We start from the raw sequence: 15,780 nt of genomic DNA, 5'->3' as shown, positions 1-15,780 counted from the left end.
TGTCGTTCACTGGTCCTCCACTCGTCGGCCGACGCCTGGAGCGGGCCGTTCAAAAGAAGCGAAAGCGCTGATGGGGGTGGCTTGCCCGGGCCGTGGCCGCACTGGAAAGGTGCTCTCCGTGACAGGGACGGGCGGACAGCCGCTGGCGTTGGTGGCGGGTACGGACGAGGTGCTGGGGCCGGTCCCGGCGTACGAACGGCTGCTGACCGGCGTGGAGCGGCGTCGCGCGGACGCGTTCCTGACCCCGGCTCTCCGGGCCGACTTCGTCGCGGCACACGTGCTGGTGCGGCTCTGCGCCGCCGAGCTGCTGGGCCGGGCGGCGGACTCCCTCGTACTGGAACAGCGCTGTCCCGGCTGCGGCTCCGACGAACACGGCAGGCCGCGGCTCGCCGGGCTGCCGCAGGTGTACGTGAGCCTGTCGCACACGACGGGCGTGGTGGCCGCCGTGGCGGGCCACGAGCCGGTCGGCGTGGACGTGGAGCGGCGGACGCTGCCGGACGGCGTGCGGGGCGCGGCGGGCCGGGTGCTGAGCGCGGCCGAGCGGGCGGCGATGCGCGAACACGCCGATCCGGACGCGTACTTCCTGCGCCAGTGGGTCCGCAAGGAGTGCTTCGTCAAGCTGGGGAGGAGCACACTGGGCGGGCTGGCCGCGCTGGACCTCTCGGGCCTGCCCGAGAGGGGCAGCGGCCCTGCCCGCCACGGCGACCTGTCCCGCCACGGCGACCTGTACGTGCTCGACCACACGGACGCGCGCCGGGACGCCGTGGCCGCCGTGGTCAGCACGGCGCGTCCCCGCATCGGCGCGGCGGTCCCGCACACCGCCCCGGAACGCCCCGCTGTCCCGGACCACGCCACCGCCCCGGAACGCCCCACCGCCCCGGACCATCCCGCCGGCCTGCAACGCCGCAGCACCTGACCGCCGCCCCTCACGCCAGCAGCTCGGCGAGCCGCTGCCGGTTGAGCTTGCCGTTGTCGTTGTGCGGCAGCTCCTCCAGGCGCCGGATGCGGCGCGGCACCATGTGCAGCGGCACGTGCTGCCGCAGCCAGTGGCTGAACTCGTGCGCCCGCATCTCCTTGCCCAGGTAGGCGGCCAGCAGGCGCACCTCGTCCTTGACCGTGACGACCACCACGGCCGCCTCGGTCACCTCGGGGTGGCGCCGCATCGCGGCCTCCACCTCGCCCAGCTCCACCCGGTGCCCCATGATCTTGACCTGGTTGTCCAGCCGGCCGCGGTGCACCAGCAGGCCGTCCTCGCGGCGCACCCGGTCGCCGGTGCGGTACCAGTGTTCGCGGGTGAGCGGCCCGGTGCCGTCGTACGGGGCGGCGGGCGCGCCGGGCCCGTACCGGACGAAGCGTCCGGCGTTGTCGGCCGGGTCCAGGTAGCCGTCGAAGCGCTGGGCGCCGCGTACGCACAGTTCGCCGTCGTCGCAGGGCTGTCCCGCCTCGTCCAGGAGGACCGCTTCCATGTGCGGGTAGGGCTGTCCGATGGGCACCGTGCCGTTGGCGCTGCCCGCCGCGGCGGCTCCGCCGTCGGCGAGTTCGTGGTCGGTGCAGGTGATGGTCAGTTCGGTCGGCCCGTACAGGTTGTGGATGCGGCTGCCGGGCGCGACCTCGTGCCAGCGCGCGGTCAGTTGCGCGGTGACCGGCTCCGCGCTGAAGCAGCTGTGGCGCAGCGTGGTGACCCGGCCGAGCGGCAGGTTGCCGTAGCGCTCGGCGGTGGTGACCAGCGACGGTACGGAGAACCAGTGGGTGAGGCGGCGGCGCACCACGTAGTCCACGGGCCGGTACAGCTCGTCCTTGTCCGGTACGACGACGGTGGCGCCGGAGCCCCAGGCGACGAACAAGTCGTACACGGACGGGTCGAAGGTCAGGCCGAAGGTCTGCGACATGCGGCAGCCGGGGCCCGCCTCGTAGCGGGCGATGTTGTACGCCACGTACGGGGCGACGTTGCGGTGGCGGACGGGCACGCCCTTGGGGCGGCCGGTGGAACCGGAGGTGAACAGCAGGTACGCCTCGGCCTCCGGGTCGCCGGGGTGGGCGGGCAGGGCACCGGCGGGCGGCTCCGGGAGGCCGTCGGCGCCGTCCGGTACGACGGTCACCGGCGGCCGGAAGTCCGCGGGCAGCCCGGCGAACGTGTCGCGGTGCTCCTCGCCGACGAGGACGGCGCCGACCCCGGCGCGGCGCGCGATGTCCACGTTGCGGGGCAGCGGGTGGTCGGCGTTGAGGGGGACGGCGGAGGAGCCGAGGCGCTGCACGGCCAGGTACGCCACGTACGCGGCCACGGTCCGGGTGGCGATCAGCGCGATCCGGGCCGGCGGACGGACAGGGCCGTCACCGGCAGTGGCACCGGCGGGCTGCTCGTCGAGGACGCGGGCCGCCAGGGCCAGCACCCGGCGGTGCAGTTCGCCGTAGCTCAAGGTCTGCTCGCCCACTTCGAGGGCCGGGGCGTCCGGCCACCGGCGGGCCGAGTCGGCGAACCACTGGTAGAGGGTGCGGTCTTCCAAGGCGGGCTCCTGGCGTACGGGGTCCTCGGTGAGCGGGGCGGGGGTGGTGCCGTCGGCGGGCGGGCGGTTCACGAGGCGGCTCCGGCCGGTGCGTCCGGGGCCCCGGCGCGCCGCTCCTGCACCGTCCCCATCCGTACGACCGGCCGCGCGACCACCGCGAACAGCAGCAGCACAGCGGCTCCGGCGGCCGTATACGGGACGTTGACCTCGACCACCTTGGCGAGCGCGCCGCCCGCCAGCGCGCCCAGCGGAATGGTGCCGGTGCCCACCAGCCGGTAGACGCCGTTGAGGCGGCCGAGCTGGTCGGGCGGGGTGGTGGCCTGGCGGAAGGAGACGGTCAGCGCCTGGTAGACGGCGGCGCCGAGCGCCATCAGGGCGAAACCGGCGGCCGCGACGACCGCGTGGTGCACCAGGCCGGTCAGCAGCATCGCGACGCCCATCAGGACCATGCCGCCGAGCGCCGCCGGGAAGGTGCCGAACCGGGACGCCAAGCGCGCGTTGAACAGCCCGCCGACGATGCCGCCGAGCGCGCCGACGGCCAGGAACACGCCGAAGGCGGCTTCCGGCAGGCCGAGCCAGCGCACGACGTAGAGAACTTCGAGCGTTCCGGTGACGCCCATGAAGAAGTTCAGCGCGCCGAGCATGCCCGCGAGGGTGGCCAGCAGCCGGTCGGCGCGGAGCAGCCGTACGCCGTCCAGGATCATGGTGCGCCAGCGCGGCGCGGCACCCGGCTCCGTACGGCCCGCGGGCGGCCCGGGAAAGCGCGGGAGGGTGACCAGCAGGGCCACGCCGAACAGGAACGACACCCCGTCGATCAGGAAGGGCAGGCCCGCCCCGGCGACGAAGGCGAGGCTGCCGAGCGGCTGCCCGGCGGAGTCGCGGAAGATCAGCTGGGCGACGTGCAGCCGCCCGTTGGCGGCGGCGAGCCGGGACGTCTCCACCACCATCGGCAGGTACGACTGGGACGCGACGATGTGCACCGTCTCGCCCAGCCCGAGCACCGCCGCCACCGCGCAGACCACCGGCAGGCTCACCACGCCGGTGACCACCGTCAGCGTGAGGACCAGGACCGCCGCCGCGCGCATCAGGTCGACACCGATCAGCAGCGCGCGCCGGTCGGCCAGGTCCGCCCAGACGCCGGCCAGCGGCGACAGCAGCAGCGGCAGCCAGTTGGCGACCGTCACCAGGGAGATCAGCAGCGGGTCGGTGGTGAGCGAGAGGGCGAGCAGCGGCAGGGCGGTCAGCCGTACGCCGTCACCCAGCGCGGAGACCGCGGTGGACGCCCACAGCCGCCCGAAGGCGCTCCGGCCGGTGCCCGCCGCGGCCCCGCCCGTCATGCCCACGGCTTCCCGGTACCGTCGCCGGACCACAGGGCGGGGCCGGTGACGGTCAGGGTCGTCGGTGCGGCCTGCCGCTGCGGGACGAGGTGCAGGCGCTGGACGTCCGCCGGGGCTCCGGCAGCCGTCTCCCGGCCGTCCTCCTGGCACGCGCACGGCTTGGAGCCGAAGCCCGCGAACCGGTACGCGACCTCCATGATCCGGTTGCGGTCGGTGCGCCGGAAGTCGGCCTCCAGGTGCGCTCCGGCCCGGGTGGCCTGGTCGGCGGTCCAGCGCAGCAGCTGCGTACCGATGCCGAAGGTGACCACCCGGCAGGAGGTGGCGAGCAGTTTCAGGCGCCAGCGGCCCGGCTGCCGCTCCAGCAGGACCACGCCGACCGCGCCGTGCGAGCCGAAGCGGTCCTCGACGGTCGTGATCAGCACCTCGTGGTCCGGATCGGTGAGCAGGGAGCGCAGGTCGGCGTCGGAGTAGTGCACACCGGTCGCGTTCATCTGGCTGGTGCGCAGGGTCAGTTCCTCGACGCGCGCGAGGTCGTCCTCGTCGGCGCGGGCGATGGACATCCGCATGTCCAGGGTGCGCAGGAAGTCCTCGTCCGGGCCGTTGAACTCGCTCTGGGCGGCCTCGCGCCGGAACTTCTCCTGGTACATGGCCCGGCGGCGGCGTGCGTCGCTCGTGACGGTGGGCGTGAAGTCGGGCAGGTCCGGCAGCCCGGCCGCCTCGGGTGCGTCATAGCAGCGCACGTCCGGCAGGTGGTAGGCGACCTCGGCGCGTTCGGTGTGCTGGTCGTCGATGAACGCGAGGGTGTTCTGCGCGAAGTTCAGCTGCTCGGCGACGGCGCGTACGGCGTCGGACTTGCGGCCCCAGCCGATGTGCGGCAGGACGAAGTAGTCGGCGACGCCGAGGCTTTCCAGCTTCGTCCACGCGTCGTCGTACTCGTTGCGGCTGGCCACCGACTGGAGGATGCCGCGCTCGTCCAGGGCCTTCAGCGTATCCAGGACGCCGGGGCGCAGGACGAGTTCGTCGCGCTCCAGCAGGGTGCCCTGCCACAGGGTGTTGTCCAGGTCCCAGACCAGGCACTTCACCGCCGGACGTACGGCTGTCTCCGCCGTGTCCGTGGGGGTGCCGGTCTTCGCCGTCTCGGTGGCCGCCATGCCGGTCATACCTCCCAGAGAGTCACGGCCCAGGCCGCGACGGGGCTGTTGTTCAGGACGAGGACGAGGTCGCCGGGGGCCAGTTCGCCGCGGGCCAGCAGGCGGTCCAGGTTGAGCACCACGTCCATGGCGCCGGTGTGGCCGTACGCCTGGAGGTTTTCGGTGCACACCGGGTGGACGGGCAGGCCGAGCAGGGTCTCGTAGAACTGGAAGGCCGGTGCGGTGACGTTCTGCATGAGGGTGGCGGCGATCCGCCGCCGCTCCACGCCCGCGTCGTCCAGGACCTGCCCGACCAGGCGCTTGAGGTGCTGCTGGCTGTGCAGGGCCAGTTCGAAGCGGTAGCGGTCGGCGGAGCTGACCTCCTCGCGCCACTCGTACCAGGGGGCGTTCCTGTAGTCGACCTGGAGGAGGTCGTGGAACCGGCCGTCGGTGTGCTGGCGGTGGGCGCGCAGTACGGGGCGGCCACCGCGCACCAGGGTCATGGCGAAGGCGCCGTCGCCGACGACGGTGACCGGGTGGCGCACCCGGTCCAGGGCGACCGGGCGGCTGGCGTGCGCGATCAGCACGGACTGCCGGGCCGGGTCGGCGACGAGGAGGTCCCTGGCCAGGGCCCAGGCCGCGCTGGAGCCCGTACAGCCCAGGCCGTCCAGGACGAAGGAGAACGACGCGGTGAGCCCGGCCTCGTGCGCGACGTGGCCGGAGCCGGAGCCGAGCAGCACCTCGGGGGCGCGGGCGCCGACGACCACCAGGACGTCGGGGTCCGGGGCGGCCGGGTCCTGCTCGCGCAGTTCGCGTACGGCCCGGGCGGCGAGCCCCGCGGCCGTCGCCCCGTCGTCGAACCGGCCGACCGTACGGATACCGCAGTCGCGCGCGAACTCCGCCTCCTCACGCGCGAGGTGGCCGACCTCGTCCAGCTTGTCGACGGGCACCAGCTCGTCGGGCAGGAGGCAGTGCACCGCCCCCACCCCGACGGCCGTGTCCGCGCTGCTGCCCGTGTCCGTCGTCGTCATCCCCGGCCCGTCCGTACGTGGTCCGCGAGGAGCAGCTGACTGATCTCCGTGCTGCCCTCGATGATCTCCATGAGTTTGGCGTCGCGGTAGGCCCGCGCCACCGGGTGGCCGTCGCGGGCGCCGCGGGAGGCCAGCACCTGGACGGCCGTGGCGGCGCCCCGGGTGGCTTCCCGGGAGGCGACGTACTTGGCGACGACGGCCTGGGTGCCCAGCTCCGGCCGGTTCCCGTCCCAGCAGGCGCTGGCGTGTTCGCAGCAGCGCAGCGCGACCTGCTCGGCGACGGCCAGTTCGGCCAGGTGCCGGGCGACGAGCTGGTGGTCGGCGAGCGGCTTGCCGAACTGCTCCCGGGTACGGGTGTGCGCCACCGTGCTGTCCAGGCACGCGCGCAGGATGCCCGCGCAGCCCCAGGCGACCGAGAGCCGCCCGTAGGTCAGCGCGGCGGTGGCGAGCAGGGCGACCGGCAGGCCGGCGCCGGACAGCAGGTGGCCCGCCGGTACGCGGACATCGTCGAGGTGCACGTCGGCGTGGCCGGCGGCCCGGCAGCCCATCGGGTCCGGCACCCGCTCGATCCGTACGCCCGGGGCGTCGGCGGGCACCATGACGACGGCGGCCCCGTCCCCGTAGATCCCGAAGACCACCAGCAGACTCGCGTAGGCGGCGCCGGTCACCCAGACCTTCGCGCCGGTGACGTGCACGGTGTCGCCGTCGCGGCGGATCTCCGTGCGCATCGCCGACAGGTCGCTGCCCGCGCCGCTCTCGGAGAACGCGACGCCGGCCGTCTCTCCCCCGGTGAGCCGGGGCAGGAACGTGCCGCGCTGCACGGCGGTGCCGAAGCGCTGCACGGTCCAGGCGGCCATGCCCTGCGAGGTCATCAGGGACCGCAGGGAGCTGCACAGGGAACCGGCGTGCGCGGTCAGTTCGCCGTTGGCCCGGCTGTCCAGGCCGAGGCCGCCGTGTTCCGCGGCGACCTGGGCGCACAGCAGGCCGCGCCGGGAGGCCTCCCGTACCGTCTCCGCGGGGATCCGGCCGGCCAGGTCCCACTCCTCGGCGCGGTCGCCGACGAGGTCGCCGAGCGCGGCCCGGGCGTCCGCGGTCGCCTGCGCCGTCACCGCCCTGCCGCTCCTTCGCCGCGCAGCCGCTGGACCAGCGCGGTGATGGCGGGCACGGTACGGAAGTTGTCCAGGGTCAGGTCGTCGCCCTCGACGGTGACCTGGAACTCCTGCTCGACGTGCTGGAGCAGCTCCAGGGAGAACAGCGAGGAGAACGCCCCGGAGGCGAACAGGTCCCGGTCCGGTTCCCAGTCGCCGCCGGTACGGGAGCCGAGGAACGCCACCAGGCGCTGCTGGACGTCCCCGGCGCCGGGTCCGGTCGCCGCGTCGGCCTGGTTGTCGACGGTGGTCATGCGCGCGTTCCTCCGTAGGAGTAGAAGCCGTTGCCGGTCTTGTGGCCGAAGTCCCCGGCCCGAACCTTCTCCAGGAGCAGGTCGCAGGCGAGGTATCCGTCGTCGCCGGTGCGGTCGTGCAGCACCTTGAGGGTGTCGACGATGTTGTCCAGGCCGATCAGGTCCGCGGTGGCCAGCGGCCCCGTACGGTGCCCGAAGCAGCCGGTGAAGACGCGGTCCACGTTCTCGGCGGCGGCGCGGCCCTCGGCGACCAGCCGAGCCGCGTCGTTGATCACCCGCATCAGGATGCGGTTGGAGACGAAGCCGGGGCCGTCACCGACCACGATGGCCTCCCGGTCCAGGGCCGTCAGCAGCCGGTCCAGCGCCGCCATCGCCGCGTCGCCGGTGCGCGGGCCGCGGATCACCTCGACCGCCCTGATCAGGTAGGGCGGGTTCATGAAGTGGGTGCCGACGACGTCCTCGGGGTGCTGGGTGTAGCCCGCCAGTTCGTCGACCGGTACGGCGGAGGTGTTGGAGGCGATCAGCGTGCCGGGGCGGACCGCCGCCGAGATGGCGCCGAGCGCCTTGACCTTGGCGTCGGTGGTCTCGGTGACCGCCTCGACGACGGCGGCCGCGGTGTCCAGCCGCTCGTACGAGGTGCTCAGCGTCAGCTCGCCGTCCGGGCCCTTGGGCAGCTTGCCCAGCAGCCGGGCGTGCCGCAGCTGCTGGCGCACCGTGCCGCGGGCGCGCTCCAGCTGCGCCTCGGAGACGTCGATCAGGAGGACCGGGAGGCCGCGGCCCACGGCGAGCGTGGCCAGCGCGGTGCCCATGACCCCGGCGCCGACGACGGCCAGCCGTCCGTCGCCCCGTCCGTCGTCCGTCGTCGTCCCGTCTGCCGCTGGTGCCGTCACTGCCGACGCTTCCGTAGCTGTCGTCGCATCGGTGGTCCCGTCGGTGGTCCCGTCGGTGGTCACTGGGTCAGGCACCTTCCGTCACATCGGTCAACAGGGCCGCGAAAGTGGGGTGTGCGGCGAGGTGGCGCAGGGCTTGCAAAGCCCGTCCGCCGTCCAGGCGGGGGTCCAGGCCGTGCTCGCGCAGCCACTCCCCCACAGCCGGGCTTCCACGTCCACCCGCGGCGTGTCCAGGTCGTGGGTCTCGTACAGGGCCATGGTGGACAGCACCGGGTCGCCGGTCTCCAGCGCCCGTCGGCCGGCCAGCCGCGCCCACTCCGCGACCGGGACGGGGCGGGTCGGCGCCCCGAGCGCGCCCAGTTCGGCGAAGAGCGCGGCGAACGTGGGGGCCTCCTCGCCGACCAGGTGGTAGGCCCGGCCCGCGGAGCCGGGCTCCCGGCCGAGCTGGACGATCGCGCGGGCCACCAGGTCGATGGGCGCCACCGGCAGCGGCATGTCGTCGGCCGGGTGGGCGCCGACGGCCATGCACGCGGCGACCAGCCGCCAGAGCATGTCCAGGTCGTTGCAGGCGCCGGTGGTGGTGTCGCCGCCGATCAGGCCGGGGCGGAAGACCCGGACCCGCATCCCGTCCCGTTCGGCCTTGTCCAGGAGGCGTTCGCTGACCCACTTGGAGATGCCGTAACCGCCGGCCTCGGGGTCCAGGGGCTGCTCCCGGCGCTCCAGCGTCCGGCCTTCGGAGCCGAGGGCCTGGCCGCAGGCGGCGAGGGTGGAGATGTAGCTGATGTCGGTGATGCCGTGGCGGCGCATCCAGCCGAGGAGGTGGTACGTGGCCAGGGTGTTGGCCGGGCGCAGCACCTCGTACGGCTCGGTGAAGACGACGTGGGCGCCGCAGTGCACGACGTGGCCGGTGCGGCGGGCCAGTTCGCCGTCGCGGTAGGTCTCGCACACCTCGGCGATGTCCCGCAGGTCGCCGGGGACGACGTGGACGCGCTCCGGGTCGGGCTCGGGGAGCCGGAAGCGGGCGGCGGCCTCGCGCAGGCGCCGGCGGCCGTGGTCCGCGTCGTCGGCGCGGACCAGGCAGTAGACGTGGCTGTCGCGGTGGCCGGGGTCCTGGAGGAGTTCGTGCAGCAGGAAGGCGCCGACGAAGCCGGTGGCGCCGGTGAGCAGCACGTCGGTGCCGGGCGGGGTGTCGCGCGGGGCCAGGGGCGGGAGTTCGAGGGCGAGGTCGGCGTCGATGAGGGCGGCGTCCCGCGCGGCGCCCGACGCCTCGGCGGGCCCGCCGTCCCTACGGTCCGAGGCTCCGTCCGTACGGTCCGAGGCTCCGTCCGTACCGTCCGAGGCTCCGTCCGTACGGTCCGACGCACCGCGGATCGCTTCGGCGACGCGGGTGACGGTGGCCCGGCTGCCGCCGGTGCGGTGCAGGTTGAGGAGCATGCCGTACCGCTCCTGCACCTCCAGGGACATCCGCAGGCCGAGCAGCGACGTGCCGCCGAGGGCGCCGAAGGTGTCGTGCGGGCCGATGCCTTCGGTGCCGAACAGTTCCTCCCAGAGGGCGATCAGTTCGCCTTCCAGGCCGGTGGGCGCGACGGCGGGCGCGCTCGGCCGGGCGGGTTCCTGTCGAGCGGCGCCCGGGACGTCGAACACCGAGTCGTCCAGCGCCGAGCAGCGGCGCCGGGTGTACGGGTACGTGGGCAGCGGGACGCGGCGGCCGGTGCCGTCGTCGAGCGCGCGGGCGTCCACCGGGACGCCGTGCAGCCAGGCGTCCGCCAGGGCCGCGGCGATCCGGTCGCCGGGATCGGCGCCGTCGGCCGCCGGGATCACGTACCGGCCGGGGCCGCCCTCCCCTCGCCGACGACGATCAGGTAGGCGTCGGCGGGCAGCGCGGCGGGCACCGTGTCGTGCTGCTCGGTACGGTGGCCGAGGGCCGCCAGCAGCGCGGTGCGTAGCGCCTCCGCGCGCTCACCGGCCGCCGTGACGGCCAGGACGGGGCGGCGCGTTCCGGCGCGGACCGTACGGGCGGCGGGCGGCCGGGGCAGGCGCAGGGCGGCGGCCAGCCGGTCGGGGGCCGCCGTGACGACCCGGCGCTCGGCGAAGTCCTGCCGTCCGACGCGCAGGGTGTGGGCGATGTCCCCGGCCGCGGTCCGGTCCTGGTCGATCTCGTCGGCCAGGCGGCGGGAGAGCGCGTCGAGTTCGGTACGGGTCCGGGCGGAGAGCTGGAGCCGTACGACGGGCCGGGCGGGCGCGGACGGGCGTACCGGCGCCGGTGGCGGGGCGAGGACGACGGAGGCGTTGGCGCCGCCCAGGCCCATGGAGTTCACCAGCACCCGGCGGCCGGCGTCGGTGCACCGTTCCAGCTCGGTGGGGACGTGGAAGGGACTGTCGGCGAGGACGCCGGGGTCCCGGGCGTGCTCGAACATCGGGTGCGGCACCAGGTGGCCGGTGCGCACGACGTGGATCGCCTTGATCAGCCCGGCGATGCCGGCGGCCGACCCGGCGTGCCCGATGTTCGCCTTGACCGTGCCGAGCGCGCAGTGGCCGCGGTCGGACGCACGGGCGCCCGCCGCGCGCAGGCCGTCGATGAGGCCGCGCAGTTCGACCTGGTCGCCCAGGGGTGTGCCGGAGCCGTGCGCCTCGGCGTAGCGCAGGTCCGCCGGGTCGGTCCCGGCCACCGTGAGCGCGGCGGCGACGACCGAGGCCAGGCCGTCCGGGCTGGGCGCGGTGAAGCCGGGCCGACGGGCGCCGTCGTTGCCGACCGCGCTGCCGCCGATCACCGCGAGCACCGGGTCGCCGTCGGCGAGCGCGTCGGCGAGGCGGCGCAGCACGACGACGCCGATGCCGGAGCCCGCGCCGGTGCCGGTGGAGCGGATGTCGAAGGCGCGGCAGAAGCCGTCCTCGGAGAGCACGCCGCCGGCCTGGTACCGGTAGCCGACGGACGGGTACGACAGTCCGCTGCCGCCCGCCAGGGCGATGTCGCACTCCTCCGACAGCAGGCTCAGGACCGCGTAGTGCACGGCGGTCAGCGAGGAGGAGCAGGCGGTCTGCACGGCCAGGGACGGGCCGCGCAGGCCGAGTTTGTAGGAGACCCGGGGGCCATGAAGTCGATGCCGCCGCCCAGTTGGGTGGCCAGGTCGTCGAAGGCGGCGGGGCCTTCCGTACGGGCTCGGGCGTACTGGAGCAAGGTGTTGTACGAGCTGTTGCTCGCCCCGGCGAACACGCCGACCTGCGGTCCGTGCTCACCGTTCGGCAGGTGGCCGGCCCGCTCCAGACCGTCCCGGCACGCCTCCAGGAAGAGGCGCTGCTGCGGGTCGATCAGCTCGGCCTCGACGGGGGTGCAGCCGAAGAACTCGGCGGCGAACAGCTCCGGGTCCTCGATCCAGCCGGACCGGGTCACGAAGCCCGGCGCGGCGGCCGCCTCCGGGGACACACCGCAGCGGCGCAGGTCCTCGGCGGGGATGTCGCGGAGCGAGACCACGCCCTTGTCGAGGTTGCTCCAGAACTCCTCCGGGGTGGCGGCCTCCGGGAACCGGCAGCCGACGCCCACCACCGCTACGGCGGTCTCGCTGTTCATCGCGCGGCGGACCCTTCCGGCTGCTGCGGGCCGGTCGCGGGCGTGGTGTCCGTACGTCCGCGACGGGCACTGCCGAGCAGCCGTCCGCGGCCGTCCGGGACCGCCGCGGCGGGGGCCGGCGCCCCGGGCTCGTACGACGGGTCCAGCAGCCGGGCCTGGGCGCGCACCGTGTCGTGCCGGAACAGCTCGGCGACCTCCAGCTCGCGCCCGGTCTGGTCGGACAGCTCGTCGCTGAGCATCACCAGCAGCATCGAGTTGCCGCCCGCTTCGAAGAAGCCGGTGTCCAGGGGCACCTCGGCGGTGCCCAGGACGTCCTGCCACGCCCGGCGGACGAGCTGGAGCGGGTCCGCGTTCGCGTTGGCGTCCGCGGGTATGGACGCGCTGTCTTCGGGGTTCGCCACGGGGGCCTCCGGGAGGGTTTCGGGTTCAGACACGCCGCGCCGCCGCGGTGTCGAAGAAGTCGCGGGCCCGGGCCATCGCCCGGCCGACCTTGTCGTAGGCGTTCTCCGGGTCGGCGAACGGGCCGACCTCGACGCCGACCCAGGCGGCGTCGACGGCGAGCAGCTGGTCGGTGAAGGCGGCCATGTCCGCGACGCCCTCGCCCGGCACCAGGTGCTCGTGGTACGTGCCGTTGGAGTCGGAGTAGTCGACGCTGTTGACCCGGCCGGGCAGCCGGCCCACCTCGGCGGCGGCCACCCCGGCGACGACGAGGTGGGAGACGTCGATGTTGGCCTGGAGGGCCGGGGAGGCGACGTCGTCCAGCAGCCGTACGAGGTCGTCGACGTCGGTGACCAGGGAGGTCTCCATCGGCTCGGGTTTGACGCTGAGCGCGACGCCGCGCGCCTCGGCGTAGTCGGCCAGCCGCCGGACCGAGGCGGCGAGCAGCTGCCACTGCGCCTCCTCGGGCCACATGGCACGCCAGAACCAGTCGCCGAGGAGCAGTTTCATGACCTCGCCGCCCAGTTCCCTGGTGAGGTCGACATGGGCTTCGGCGCGCTTGAGGTGGAATTCCCGTACGACGTCGCGGAAATCACTGAGGCCGAATGCGTGACAGGCCGTCAGGCTGATGGGCAGGCCCACCGCGTCGGCGTCGTCGCGGAATTGCAGCAGCCGTTCCGGCGCGATTTCCATCGCCTCTTCGACGATACAGATCCATTCGGCGCCCAGTTCGGCGGCGGCCCGCCAGGCGTCCTTGCCCTGGTACGGGGAGCCGTAGAACGCCTGGTCCACCAGCAGCCCGAGGCTTGTGTGACTGGTCATGGATGCTTCCGCTCCTAGTCGGTGCGCGTCCCGCCCGCGGGCCGGGAGAGCTTCGGTCTTCTTCTCGCGGAAAAGACCCGGCGCGACATTCCGTGGTACGCAGTGATGGTCGTGCCGTGACGGGCGCACGGTGCGGGGCGGGGCGGCGTAATTCCGCTTTCCGCCGTGCCGCACTCGGGTGCGTGTGCCGGCCGCTGCCGTTCCGGGCAGGGCACGGTCCGCTCACGGGAGGGAAGGCTGTCGGTGATCCGGTCGGGGGCCGGTCCGGGGGCCGGTCCAGAGGGCCGGTCCGGGAGGCCGCTACGAGGCGGTGGCCGCCGGGCGGCGTGGTGGTGCGGTGCGGCGGCCGGTCGCACACCGGATCGCGCCGTCGAAGCGGGCACCGGTGCCCGGCACCGCGTCCGCTCTCTCGTCGATTGCCATCATTCGTGCCCCCGTCGGCCAACGATCCTGACGACCTTGTTCCGGCCCTGTCGAACACCGGGATGCTAGCACGCGCTTCGGGGCGCACTCTATGGCGAAATGTCACCTGATGCCGTCGCGTCTGATCACGTAATCGCAGCTCAGAGGGGGTAGTTGGACGAAGCAACCGAAAGCGGGAGCGGATGGCCCGAACAGGCCGGAGGAGCCGGGCGGACGGCGTGGACAGCGCGGCGGCGCACGCCCGGCGGACACGGCGCGGAGGCCGTCCGCCCGCGGGCGGCACCGGCGCGCGGCACGGGTCAACGGCCGCCGGGCGCAGACCGGGCGCGTTCCCCTTCGCCTTCGATTCGCCGCCGACCCCACCGCCCACCGCCCTTCGGTTCGCCGTCCGGTGCGGGGCGGCGGGCCACGGCGAAGGCATCGCACCGGCATGGGCAGGTGACGGGAACAAGGCTGCGGAAAAGGTTGGGAAATGCATCGCGACGATTTACCGCACCTTGTTGGCGCACCTGTCGGCCGGACATGATGCGGGGAAACGGAGTGCGGCGACGGAGCCCGGCAGCGGAGCACGTCGGCAGACCGCGTTGACGGATCGCGTCGGCGGAACGCGTCGGCGGAGCACGTCCAAGAACCCCGGCCACGACGCCCGTCGCCATGCGGCGAGTTGCTACTGTGCGAATGCGGAGCGGCCGCCTGGGCGACTCCGGCCGAGGAGCCTTGAGGAGCAGGGGGAATCCATGCCCAGCCGCATCATGCTGAGTCCGGGGGACATAGCGACGCTGGATCTGACGGACCCGCGTACCCACGCCGAGTACGACCTGAGCGAGGTCTGGCGGCATTTGCGCAGGACGCAGCCGTTCTACTGGCACCCTTCCGTCGGCGGAGCGCCGGGTTTCTGGGTCGTTTCCCGGCACGCGGACGTCTCCGAAATCTACCGGGACGACAAGCGGTTCACGTCCGAGAAGGGAAATGTCCTCACCACGCTGCTGATGGGCGGGGATTCCGCCGCGGGCATGATGGCGGCCGTGACGGACGGGCCACGGCACGCCGACATCCGCAAGATCCTGCTCAAGGCGTTCTCGCCGCGCGCGCTGGAAGGCGTGGTGGACCACATCCGGCAGTCCACCCGCGCCCTGCTCCGCGCCGCGGTGGCCCGCGAGGAGTGCGACTTCGCCCGGGACGTGGCGGCGGACATCCCGCTCACCGCGATCTGCGACCTGATGGGCGTACCCGAGGCGGACCGCGCGAAGGTGCTGGAGCTGACCGCGACGGCCCTCGGCAACGACGGCGCGGCCCAGTCGCCCGTCGCCGCCTGGCAGGCGCGCAACGACATCCTCGCGTACTTCGGCACGCTGGCCGAGGAGCGGCGCCGGAACCCGGGCGACGACGCGGTCAGTGTGCTGGCCACCGGCCTCATCGAGGGCCGGCCGCTGACCATGGACGAGATCGTGGTCAACTGCTACAGCCTGATCATCGGCGGTGACGAGACCAGCCGGATGTCGATGACCGGCGGGGTGCTCGCACTCGTCGAACACCCCGCCCAGTGGCGGGCCCTGAAGAGCGGCGAGGCGGACATCTCCACCGCCGTCGACGAGATCCTGCGCTGGACGACGCCCGCGCTGCACTTCGGCCGTACGGCCCTGGAGGACGTCCCGGTCGGCGGGCAGGGGCAGGTGATCAGGGCCGGGGACGTCGTCACGCTGTGGAACGACTCGGCCAACATGGACGAGGAGGTCTTCGAGGCCCCGGAACGGTTCCTGCTCGGCCGCACCCCCAACAAGCACCTGTCCTTCGGGTACGGTCCGCACTTCTGCCTCGGCGCCTACCTGGGCCGCGCGGAGATCGCCGCCATGCTGACCGGCCTGCGCGAACTCGTCGCGTCGGTGGAGCTGCGCGGCGACACCCGCCGCAACTACTCCAACCTGCTGAGCGGCGTCACGAGCCTGCCGGTGGCTCTGCGGCCGGAGTGAGTCCGAGTGCCCGGAGTGCGTCCGGGTGTCATCAGCGAGTCCGGGCGGCCGGAGTGAGTCCGGGCGGCCAGGGCGCTTCCGCCTTCGCGGAAGAAGCGAGGGAAACGACCGGCGGCCGGGGCCTCGGCCTTTCGGCCCGGCGCCCGGCCGTCGTGAATAATCGTTTATCGCGGATAATCGATTATCGAAGCATGGCGTCGGAGGGGCGGGGCTTCCGCCCTTCCGGCGCGTGCGGGTGAAGCAGGTGAAGCAATACGGCGGGTAC

The 15,780-nt window shown here is 73.8% G+C and carries 15 protein-coding genes; 2 read left to right on the top strand and 13 right to left on the bottom strand.

Annotated elements, in window-relative coordinates; all coding sequences use genetic code 11:
- Positions 1–118 precede the first annotated feature (118 nt).
- The gene (locus ACEXOX_RS32220; RefSeq protein WP_406524522.1) at positions 119–916 is read left to right on the top strand and encodes a 4'-phosphopantetheinyl transferase family protein; all 798 of its coding nucleotides are present in this window, start codon (positions 119–121) and stop codon (positions 914–916) included.
- Positions 917–926: 10 nt separating this feature from the next.
- Here ACEXOX_RS32220 and ACEXOX_RS32215 read toward each other — a convergent pair whose 3' ends face one another.
- The 13 genes from ACEXOX_RS32215 to ACEXOX_RS32155 all read right to left on the bottom strand — a co-directional run bounded on the left by ACEXOX_RS32215 (position 927) and on the right by ACEXOX_RS32155 (position 13,548).
- A complete protein-coding gene (locus tag ACEXOX_RS32215) occupies positions 927–2,576 on the bottom strand; it encodes an AMP-binding protein (RefSeq protein WP_406524521.1) in 1,650 nt (549 codons plus the stop codon).
- Positions 2,573–3,841 carry an MFS transporter gene (locus tag ACEXOX_RS32210; RefSeq protein WP_406524520.1) on the bottom strand — a complete coding sequence of 423 codons (1,269 nt, stop codon included), beginning with the start codon at positions 3,839–3,841 and terminating at the stop codon, positions 2,573–2,575. Before ACEXOX_RS32210 ends, ACEXOX_RS32215 begins: the two co-directional genes overlap by 4 nt.
- Complete coding sequence (locus tag ACEXOX_RS32205; RefSeq protein ID WP_406524519.1) at positions 3,838–5,001, bottom strand: HAD-IIIC family phosphatase; 1,164 nt, start codon at positions 4,999–5,001, stop codon at positions 3,838–3,840. Before ACEXOX_RS32205 ends, ACEXOX_RS32210 begins: the two co-directional genes overlap by 4 nt.
- Positions 4,998–6,002: a 3-oxoacyl-[acyl-carrier-protein] synthase III C-terminal domain-containing protein gene (locus ACEXOX_RS32200; RefSeq protein WP_406524518.1), complete on the bottom strand. Its 1,005-nt coding sequence runs from the start codon at positions 6,000–6,002 to the stop codon at positions 4,998–5,000. Before ACEXOX_RS32200 ends, ACEXOX_RS32205 begins: the two co-directional genes overlap by 4 nt.
- Positions 5,999–7,111, bottom strand: a complete 1,113-nt coding sequence (locus tag ACEXOX_RS32195) for an acyl-CoA dehydrogenase family protein (protein ID WP_406524517.1) — start codon at positions 7,109–7,111, stop codon at positions 5,999–6,001. Before ACEXOX_RS32195 ends, ACEXOX_RS32200 begins: the two co-directional genes overlap by 4 nt.
- Positions 7,108–7,404: an acyl carrier protein gene (locus tag ACEXOX_RS32190; protein ID WP_406524516.1), complete on the bottom strand. Its 297-nt coding sequence runs from the start codon at positions 7,402–7,404 to the stop codon at positions 7,108–7,110. Before ACEXOX_RS32190 ends, ACEXOX_RS32195 begins: the two co-directional genes overlap by 4 nt.
- The gene (locus ACEXOX_RS32185) at positions 7,401–8,294 is read right to left on the bottom strand and encodes a 3-hydroxyacyl-CoA dehydrogenase family protein (protein WP_406526539.1); all 894 of its coding nucleotides are present in this window, start codon (positions 8,292–8,294) and stop codon (positions 7,401–7,403) included. Before ACEXOX_RS32185 ends, ACEXOX_RS32190 begins: the two co-directional genes overlap by 4 nt.
- Positions 8,295–8,384: 90 nt before the next feature.
- Positions 8,385–10,115, bottom strand: coding sequence for a thioester reductase domain-containing protein (locus tag ACEXOX_RS32180; RefSeq protein WP_406524515.1), 1,731 nt, complete (start codon positions 10,113–10,115; stop codon positions 8,385–8,387).
- Positions 10,112–11,338 (bottom strand): beta-ketoacyl synthase N-terminal-like domain-containing protein, encoded by a 1,227-nt coding sequence (locus ACEXOX_RS32175; protein WP_406524514.1) that lies wholly within the window; start codon positions 11,336–11,338, stop codon positions 10,112–10,114. Before ACEXOX_RS32175 ends, ACEXOX_RS32180 begins: the two co-directional genes overlap by 4 nt.
- A complete protein-coding gene (locus ACEXOX_RS32170; RefSeq protein ID WP_406524513.1) occupies positions 11,311–11,862 on the bottom strand; it encodes a beta-ketoacyl synthase N-terminal-like domain-containing protein in 552 nt (183 codons plus the stop codon). The genes ACEXOX_RS32175 and ACEXOX_RS32170 overlap by 28 nt, the downstream gene beginning before the upstream one ends.
- Positions 11,859–12,263: an acyl carrier protein gene (locus tag ACEXOX_RS32165; protein ID WP_406524512.1), complete on the bottom strand. Its 405-nt coding sequence runs from the start codon at positions 12,261–12,263 to the stop codon at positions 11,859–11,861. The genes ACEXOX_RS32170 and ACEXOX_RS32165 overlap by 4 nt, the downstream gene beginning before the upstream one ends.
- Before the next feature lie 25 nt (positions 12,264–12,288).
- The gene (locus tag ACEXOX_RS32160; protein ID WP_406524511.1) at positions 12,289–13,122 is read right to left on the bottom strand and encodes a sugar phosphate isomerase/epimerase family protein; all 834 of its coding nucleotides are present in this window, start codon (positions 13,120–13,122) and stop codon (positions 12,289–12,291) included.
- 300 nt (positions 13,123–13,422) lie between these two features.
- Positions 13,423–13,548, bottom strand: coding sequence for a hypothetical protein (locus ACEXOX_RS32155; RefSeq protein ID WP_361586066.1), 126 nt, complete (start codon positions 13,546–13,548; stop codon positions 13,423–13,425).
- A 734-nt stretch (positions 13,549–14,282) separates the two neighbouring features.
- Here ACEXOX_RS32155 and ACEXOX_RS32150 point away from each other — a divergent pair.
- Entirely contained in the window at positions 14,283–15,515 is a 1,233-nt protein-coding gene (locus ACEXOX_RS32150; RefSeq protein ID WP_406524510.1) for a cytochrome P450, read from the top strand.
- Positions 15,516–15,780 lie beyond the last annotated feature (265 nt).

This window comes from Streptomyces sp. Ac-502, assembly GCF_045222935.1.
In the GTDB taxonomy this organism is placed as follows: domain Bacteria; phylum Actinomycetota; class Actinomycetes; order Streptomycetales; family Streptomycetaceae; genus Streptomyces; species Streptomyces monomycini.
This window is presented reverse-complemented; position numbering and strand designations above follow the sequence as displayed.

What these genes read in the sequence shown, in the direction of transcription:
- ACEXOX_RS32205 (WP_406524519.1), bottom strand. Translation starts at nt 5,001, where the DNA reads ATGACCGGCATGGCGGCCACCGAGACGGCGAAGACCGGCACCCCCACG.
- ACEXOX_RS32190 (WP_406524516.1), bottom strand. Translation starts at nt 7,404, where the DNA reads ATGACCACCGTCGACAACCAGGCCGACGCGGCGACCGGACCCGGCGCC.
- ACEXOX_RS32200 (WP_406524518.1), bottom strand. Translation starts at nt 6,002, where the DNA reads ATGACGACGACGGACACGGGCAGCAGCGCGGACACGGCCGTCGGGGTG.
- ACEXOX_RS32210 (WP_406524520.1), bottom strand. Translation starts at nt 3,841, where the DNA reads ATGACGGGCGGGGCCGCGGCGGGCACCGGCCGGAGCGCCTTCGGGCGG.
- ACEXOX_RS32150 (WP_406524510.1), top strand. Translation starts at nt 14,283, where the DNA reads ATGCCCAGCCGCATCATGCTGAGTCCGGGGGACATAGCGACGCTGGAT.
- ACEXOX_RS32160 (WP_406524511.1), bottom strand. Translation starts at nt 13,122, where the DNA reads ATGACCAGTCACACAAGCCTCGGGCTGCTGGTGGACCAGGCGTTCTAC.
- ACEXOX_RS32155 (WP_361586066.1), bottom strand. Translation starts at nt 13,548, where the DNA reads ATGATGGCAATCGACGAGAGAGCGGACGCGGTGCCGGGCACCGGTGCC.
- ACEXOX_RS32170 (WP_406524513.1), bottom strand. Translation starts at nt 11,862, where the DNA reads ATGAACAGCGAGACCGCCGTAGCGGTGGTGGGCGTCGGCTGCCGGTTC.